Source organism: Sulfuricurvum sp. RIFOXYD12_FULL_44_77, from assembly GCF_001830725.1.
Taxonomy (GTDB): Bacteria; Campylobacterota; Campylobacteria; order Campylobacterales; family Sulfurimonadaceae; genus Sulfuricurvum; species Sulfuricurvum kujiense_A.
The window spans coordinates 1-6,824 of sequence record NZ_MIBU01000175.1; the positions used below are offsets into that span (position 1 = coordinate 1).

The window sequence follows — 6,824 nt, forward strand, 5'->3', positions numbered from 1 at the left end:
TATTGCGGCTCTGAGAGCATTGAAGCGTTCTGGGATAAGGCAGAGTTTGTCGAAATCACCAGTGCAGGGCTGAAAGAGTCACACGTTCATGATGTTATCATTACTCAGGAAGCACCGAACTACCACGTATAAATATTCCTTATTAAACTAATGGACATTAAACCGTTAGGGAAACATGGGAAAATGCGGGCTATGTCGATACAATTGCACAAAACAACCTAAAGGATGAACATGCAACTTCAAACCGAAGCACTACACGCGGGATATGACAAAGATACCCAAAGTACGATGGCAGTTCCTATTTATCAAACGACGGCATACGAATTTCGTGACGTCGAGCATGCGGCAAACTTGTTTGCACTTAAAGAGCTAGGAAATATCTATACCCGTTTGAATAATCCGACGACGGATGTATTTGAAAAACGTTTTGCAACATTGGAAGGTGGCGCGGCAGGTTTGGCAACGTCAAGCGGGATGGCGGCTATCTTCTACGCCATTGCCAATGCAGCGGAATCGGGGGACAATATTATCTGTGCCCGTCAGCTTTACGGCGGAACCTTGACCCAAGCATCATACACATTGAAACGTTTCGGGATTCAAGCCCGTTATTTTGATGTTCAAAATCCGAGCGAGATTGAAGCGTTGGTGGACGATAAAACCAAAGCGATCTTTTTCGAAACATTGACCAATCCGAGTATCGATGTCGCCGACATTGCTGCGATAACGGCTATTGCCAAAAAGCACGGTATTCTTACCATTGTCGATAACACGGTAGCGACTCCGGTATTGTGCCGTCCTTTGGAGTCAGGGGTCGATGTCGTCGTTCACAGTGCGAGTAAATATACGACGGGGCAGGGGCTTGCCATCGGCGGGATCATGGTAGAGCGTGAGGGGCTGGTCGATTTTATCAAAGGAAACGCTCGTTATCCTCAATTTAATGAAGCGGATGAGAGTTATCACGGCTTGGTCTATGTCGATGTGCCGTTGCCACTTTTTTGTCTTCGTGCCCGCCTCTCGCTTTTGCGCGATTTGGGTGCGGTTGTATCCCCGTTTAACTCTTGGCTCTTTATCCAAGGGATCGAAACCCTTTCGCTTCGTATGAGAGAGCACTCACGCAACGCTCAAGCAGTTGCCGAATTTTTAGAGTCTCATCCGATGGTTAAAAAAGTGAACTATCCCGGATTAAAAAGCAACAGCAATTTCGCCAATGCACAACGTTATTTCCAAAACGGTATGTCGAGCGGATTGCTCAGCTTTGAGGTGGAGAGTTTCGAGAAAGCGAAACAGATTGTGGATGCGACAAAACTTTTCTCTCTAGTGGTTAATATCGGGGATTCTAAATCGATTATCACCCATCCGGCATCGACAACTCATCAACAACTCTCTAATGAAGAGTTAATAGCATGCGGAGTCCCGTCAGGGCTTATCCGTCTCAGTATCGGGCTTGAAGCATCGAGTGATTTGATCGATGATTTGTCTCAGGCATTCGGCGCGTAAAGGGTTCCATGTTAAATCTGCAAATCAAGAGCGAACATTTTACCAACCCTCTCTATTTAGAGAGCGGGCGTATCTTAGAACCGTATGACATCATCTATGAAACATACGGTGAACTCAATGAAGCGCGGGACAATGTGATCGTGATTTGCCATGCCCTCACGGGTTCTCATCATGCGGCGGGGACGTATGAGGGGGATAATAAGAGCGGATGGTGGGATGGACTTATAGGGCAGGGAAAAGCGGTCGATACCGACAAATTTTTCGTGATCTGTACGAATGTCATCGGGAGTTGTTTTGGCAGCACGGGACCTATGTCGATGCGCTATCCCTATCATGAACCGTACCGTTATAAATTCCCTGTCATTACGATCCTCGATATGGTGAAAGCTCAGCGTATTTTATTTGACCGTTTGGGTATTCATCAAGTCCATGCCATCATCGGCGGATCTATGGGGGGGATGCAAGCGTTAGCGTTTGGTGTCTTTTTCCCGAATTTCGCCAAAAAAATCATAGCGATGGCAACGACGGCAGCAACACAACCGTGGGCGATTGCGTTTAACAAAGTCGCACAAGAGGCGATTCTCAAAGATCCCGAATTTAAAAACGGCTATTATGATCCCGAAGTGATTCGCGAAAATGGTCTTAGCGGCATGGCGATCGGGCGTATGGCGGGACATATCAGTTTTTTATCCCATCAGTCTATGACAAAGAAGTTCGGTCGTGAATACAAGCGAACCGACGGCTTATATGAGTTATTCGGAAAATTTCAGGTTGAGTCCTATCTGGAGTATAACGGCTATAACTTTACGAAGTGGTTTGATCCCCTTTCGTATCTCTATATTACGAAAGCGATTAATATCTACGATCTCTCTAGGGGTTTTGATTCTCTTGAAGAGGCATTAGGAAAAATCAATGCGGAGCTCTATTTGGTCGGGTTTGAGAAAGATATCCTTTTCCTTCCAAGCGAGATGGAGAATATCCATACCGCAATGAAGGCACTAGGAAAAACAAACAGCGATTATCTCGAAATTGAAAGTGATTACGGACATGACGCTTTTTTAGTAGAAATTGATAAAATAGAGAATTATGTTCGGGAGGCCCTATGAAGAGCGATGAGAGTTTCGAGACGAAGATTACCAATGCCAAGGCGATTCTAGAGAAGCTGATGGATCCCGCAATGCCGATGAACGAGAGTGTCAAAGCGTATGAAGAGGGGATGAAAGAGTTAAAAACTGCCGAAACCATGCTTCAAAATGCAGAGTTGCAGATTCAAATTATTAAAAATCAGGAGCAATAATGCGCGTCGCCATACTCCAACTCCCCTCCATCGGAATGGGAAGCAATAAGCTTGAAAGTTATGCACGTGTTGCAAATCAAAAAGGGGTAAAACTTGTTTTGATGGGAGAATACCTCCTTAACCCGTTTTTCAAAGAGCTGATCCAAACCCCCATCAGTATGATTGCCGAACAAAGTGCCCATCAAATTGAAACCCTCAAATCTCTGGCTCTCAAATACGACCTTACTTTTGTTGCCCCTATCGTAACGGTGAAAAAGAAAGAGTGTACGAAAATGATAGCAAAGGTTAACGCCCGCAGTGTCACCTATTATCCTCAGCAATTTTTGATTAACTATCCTCATTGGAATGAAGAGAAATTTTTTAACAATCCGATTGAGTCTGTAAAACCTCCGATGGTTTTTGCATGCGGAGGGTTTAAATTTGCGGTAATGGGTGGGTTTGAGACCCACTTTGATCCTATGTGGAATGCCGTAAGCTCCAAAGTCGTGGACGTGGTTTTAGTACCGAGTGCATCAACGTTCGAATCGCATAATCGTTGGAGAGAGTTGATAAAAACCAGAGCGTTTACCCATAACTGTTATATTCTCCGTGCCAACCGTGTAGGGGAGTATTGTGATGAACAACATGCATGGAAATTTTACGGTGATTCGATGGTTGTCTCCCCCGATGGGGAGATTGAAGCAGACCTCGGTAATACAGAAGAGCTGTTAATCGTTGATCTTGATCGAAAAAGCCTCATAGAGTCACGCAAAGGTTGGGGGTTTAAAGAGGCGTTGCGAAAACGAAGCTAGATTGAAAAAGCTACTTTTTCTTTTTTTCGTTTCTACATTTGTACTACAAGCCTCTTTCCTAACGCTCCAAAGGGGGGTCTTAACACCCACTGAGGGTTCAATATCTTATCTTGAAGATATCCAAGGAAGTCTCAAACTTGAGGAGATAAAAGGGGAATACTTTACCCCTTATACTAAAGAACGGAGTGTAAATTTTGGATTTACACGATCCGTTTACTGGTTTAAAATCAATTTGCGTACTTCGTCTTCCACAGATACACATTGGTGGATGAAAATTGATTATCCCCTTTTAGAATCCATCGATATGTACCTTCTTCAACCTGATGGCCGAATTATCAAGCATCAGCGAATGGGAACCTCTCAACCGTTTAGTTCACGCGATATCGGTTCACATTATTTTATTTCCGAACTTCCTCTTAATAATATTAGTGATGCGACACTCTATATTCGTCTCAAAACTCAAAGTTCAATGCAGCTTCCCCTCTCTATTTTCTCTTCCGAGAGTTTGATGGAAGAGCTAGAGAAAAATAATATTTTTGTAGGGATCTACTACGGGATTTTTTTTATTGTTCTTCTTTATAACGCGGTGTTATTTATTTATACGATGGACAAAAACTATCTTCGATACATTTTATTTCTTGTCTCTTTTATTCTATGGCAGCTTTCATTTGACGGGTTGGGGATTAAATATATTTGGGGCGATAATTACTGGTTTATAGAACATGGATCGAGCGCGTTTATCCCCTTTACCGCTTTTTGCGCACTCTATTTCAGCCGATACTTTTTGAATACGCCGATGTATGCGCCGAAGGTTGATAAGGCCATTATTATAATGATGTTCCTGAGTATTTTTATGGCAATTGCCTCATTGTTTCTCCATTACGCTCAAGTGATCCCTTATAATGCTGCTTTGGCCTCTATATTACCTGTCGTTTTGTTGATAGCGGGTTTGAGAGTGATGCGTCATGAATATCGAGCAGCCCGTTTTTATGTAGCCGGATGGAGTTCGTTTTTAATTGCTACGATCATATTTGCATTTAATAAATTTGATCTTATCCCCAGTTTTTACGGCATTAATAATGTACAGCAAATCGGATCAGCCATTGAGATGATTTTCCTCTCTCTCGCATTAGCCGATCGGGTGTACCTCTTGCAGCGCGAATACATTGAAAAGTTGAATCATCTTAATGATACCCTTAGAGATAAGGTAGAGAGTGCATTGAATGAAGCACGTCTTAAAGACCGCCTGTTTGTTCAGCAATCCAGACTCGCGGCTATGGGGGAAATGATTGAGCAGATTGCACATCAATGGCGTCAGCCGCTTAATACGCTAGCATTGATTAATCAGGATATGTATGTGAAGCAGAAGCTTGGAAAATGCGATGCAAAAGCTTTTGAGGAGAGTCATGAACGGATAGACGAACATCTTCAATACCTCTCTAAAACGATTGATGATTTTCGTAATTTTTACAAAACCGATAAATCAAAGTCACTGGAAGATGTGGGTGAATTAGCAGTAGAAGCATTGAAGCTGAGTGATGTATTTCTAAAATACGCAAAAATTAAAACCTACCTCGATGTTTCAACGACACTCAAAGTGAATATTGCCAAAAATGAGATGATACAGGTTTTGATGAATTTGATAAAAAATGCCCATGACGCTATTATCGAGCAGAGAATGACCGATGGGAAGATCTCAATACGTATAGAAGAGTTTGAGAAAGGGATTAAGATTAGTGTTGAAGATAATGCCGGAGGGATTGCATCAAATGTTATAGAAAAAGTCTTTGATATCTATTTTACGACCAAAGATAATGAACATGGAAGCGGATTGGGGCTTCATATGTCCAAATACATAATTGAAGAGAGTTTCAGGGGAAAAATTTGGGTTGAAAATATTGCCGGCGGTGCTCGGTTCGTCATAATGCTTCCCTCGGCAGAGATTAATACCTTAGTATCAGAGTGAGAATAGTGGGACTATTTATCAAAACGATGGTAAGCTAAAGCTCAAATATCAAAGGAGCAGAAATGATGCACTATTTTCACCGTCAGGTGCAATTGTGGGGGGAAGAGACGCAACAACTCCTGCAAGCAAAGAAGATAGCCGTTATCGGAAGCGGAGGTCTTGGATCGTCTTTAGCGTTCGCTCTGGGTGCATCGGGAATCGGCGAGATCCATATGATTGATTTTGATACGGTGAGTTTGCATAATATCCATCGTCAAATCGCTTTTAAAATGGGAGATGAAGATAAATACAAAGCCGAACTGTGTGCCGCTTTGATTGAAGAGCGGTGCCCCTATGTTAGAGCGTATTCACACGTTTGTAATTTTGAGGAATTTACTGAAAAGAATATTGAGGTTGATCTGATTATCGATGCAACGGATAATTTGCCCTCTCGAGGCGCTATTAATACGTATGCCAAGTCCAAAGGGTTGCCATGGATTTATGGATCGGTAGAAGCGTTTAACGGACAGGTTTGCTTTTTCGAAGAGGCCTCTTTTAATGAACTCTTTAAAATTACCTCTAAGACCCCTGCAGGTATTGCGGCACCTATCGTGATGCACATTGCTTCGTTGCAAGCCAATCTGGCATTGCGCTATCTAGCAGGGTTAAATGTGAAAAAAGATAAGCTCTACTATCTCTTTTTTAACGAAGAGGGGGAGTTGGTAACGCAGAAATTTGCGCTACCTAAAAGTGAAGGTTAACGTGCCGAAATAGCTTTAGCCAGAGCACCGATCTGAGCTTCATTAAGTCCTTTGGCTTGTCCTTGCATTAACCCTTTCATCTCTTTGCCGTAGGTACCGGCTTGATACCCTTTAAGGGCATCTTTGATTTGCTGTTCACTAAACTCTGCAATAACAGCGGATTTCCCCAATGCCGGTTTTTCACCTTTAGCTCCATGGCAAGAAGCACATTTTTGTCCAAACAAGGCGGTACCATCAACGGATGTTGCTAGAGGGGCTGCAGTTTCTGATACGGGAGCCTTTTGCTCAGGAGTTGACGTATTTGCTTCGACGGTATAGGTGACTACGGTTTTTGGTTCAGTAGATGAGGGCGTTTGCTCTGAGGTTGATTCACTGCATCCGATTAAAAAAAGGGAACAGATAACGTAGAGAAAGGTTTTCATAAAAGAATACTCCTAAATTAGATTAGGACAGTGTATGATAAGTTAGTTTGATTTTATTTTAAAAGATAGAGAAAGAGGAAAAATTTCGCACCGGAGTGCGAAACTAGGAAT

At 42.7% G+C, this 6,824-nt stretch carries 8 protein-coding genes; 7 read left to right on the top strand and 1 reads right to left on the bottom strand.

Annotation, left to right across the window (positions count from 1 at the left end; all coding sequences use genetic code 11):
- The 7 genes from A2517_RS06965 to A2517_RS06995 form a co-directional block, all read left to right on the top strand.
- A partial coding sequence (locus A2517_RS06965) for an IMP dehydrogenase (protein WP_294895494.1) occupies positions 1 to 132 on the top strand: 132 nt, incomplete at its 5' end.
- Between the two features lie 99 nt (positions 133 to 231).
- On the top strand, positions 232 to 1,497 hold the full coding sequence (locus A2517_RS06970) for an O-acetylhomoserine aminocarboxypropyltransferase/cysteine synthase family protein (RefSeq protein ID WP_294895480.1): 1,266 nt from the start codon (positions 232 to 234) through the stop codon (positions 1,495 to 1,497).
- A gap of 8 nt (positions 1,498 to 1,505) precedes the next feature.
- Positions 1,506 to 2,603: a homoserine O-acetyltransferase gene (locus tag A2517_RS06975; RefSeq protein ID WP_294895482.1), complete on the top strand. Its 1,098-nt coding sequence runs from the start codon at positions 1,506 to 1,508 to the stop codon at positions 2,601 to 2,603.
- Positions 2,600 to 2,794, top strand: coding sequence for an exodeoxyribonuclease VII small subunit (gene xseB / locus A2517_RS06980; protein ID WP_294895484.1), 195 nt, complete (start codon positions 2,600 to 2,602; stop codon positions 2,792 to 2,794). The genes A2517_RS06975 and xseB overlap by 4 nt, the downstream gene beginning before the upstream one ends.
- Positions 2,794 to 3,585 carry a carbon-nitrogen hydrolase family protein gene (locus tag A2517_RS06985; RefSeq protein ID WP_294895486.1) on the top strand — a complete coding sequence of 264 codons (792 nt, stop codon included), beginning with the start codon at positions 2,794 to 2,796 and terminating at the stop codon, positions 3,583 to 3,585. The genes xseB and A2517_RS06985 overlap by 1 nt, the downstream gene beginning before the upstream one ends.
- Before the next feature lies 1 nt (position 3,586).
- Positions 3,587 to 5,551, top strand: coding sequence for a sensor histidine kinase (locus tag A2517_RS06990; protein ID WP_294895488.1), 1,965 nt, complete (start codon positions 3,587 to 3,589; stop codon positions 5,549 to 5,551).
- A gap of 62 nt (positions 5,552 to 5,613) precedes the next feature.
- Positions 5,614 to 6,291: a ThiF family adenylyltransferase gene (locus tag A2517_RS06995; protein ID WP_294895490.1), complete on the top strand. Its 678-nt coding sequence runs from the start codon at positions 5,614 to 5,616 to the stop codon at positions 6,289 to 6,291.
- Here the strand turns inward: A2517_RS06995 and A2517_RS07000 are convergent.
- Positions 6,288 to 6,713, bottom strand: a complete 426-nt coding sequence (locus A2517_RS07000; protein WP_294895492.1) for a c-type cytochrome — start codon at positions 6,711 to 6,713, stop codon at positions 6,288 to 6,290. The genes A2517_RS06995 and A2517_RS07000 overlap by 4 nt on opposite strands.
- Positions 6,714 to 6,824 lie beyond the last annotated feature (111 nt).

Excerpts from the sequence above, each read along its gene's own strand:
- A2517_RS06970 (WP_294895480.1), top strand. The coding sequence starts at position 232 with ATGCAACTTCAAACCGAAGCACTACACGCGGGATATGACAAAGATACC.
- A2517_RS06975 (WP_294895482.1), top strand. The coding sequence starts at position 1,506 with ATGTTAAATCTGCAAATCAAGAGCGAACATTTTACCAACCCTCTCTAT.
- xseB (WP_294895484.1), top strand. The coding sequence starts at position 2,600 with ATGAAGAGCGATGAGAGTTTCGAGACGAAGATTACCAATGCCAAGGCG.
- A2517_RS06985 (WP_294895486.1), top strand. The coding sequence starts at position 2,794 with ATGCGCGTCGCCATACTCCAACTCCCCTCCATCGGAATGGGAAGCAAT.
- A2517_RS06995 (WP_294895490.1), top strand. The coding sequence starts at position 5,614 with ATGATGCACTATTTTCACCGTCAGGTGCAATTGTGGGGGGAAGAGACG.
- A2517_RS07000 (WP_294895492.1), bottom strand. The coding sequence starts at position 6,713 with ATGAAAACCTTTCTCTACGTTATCTGTTCCCTTTTTTTAATCGGATGC.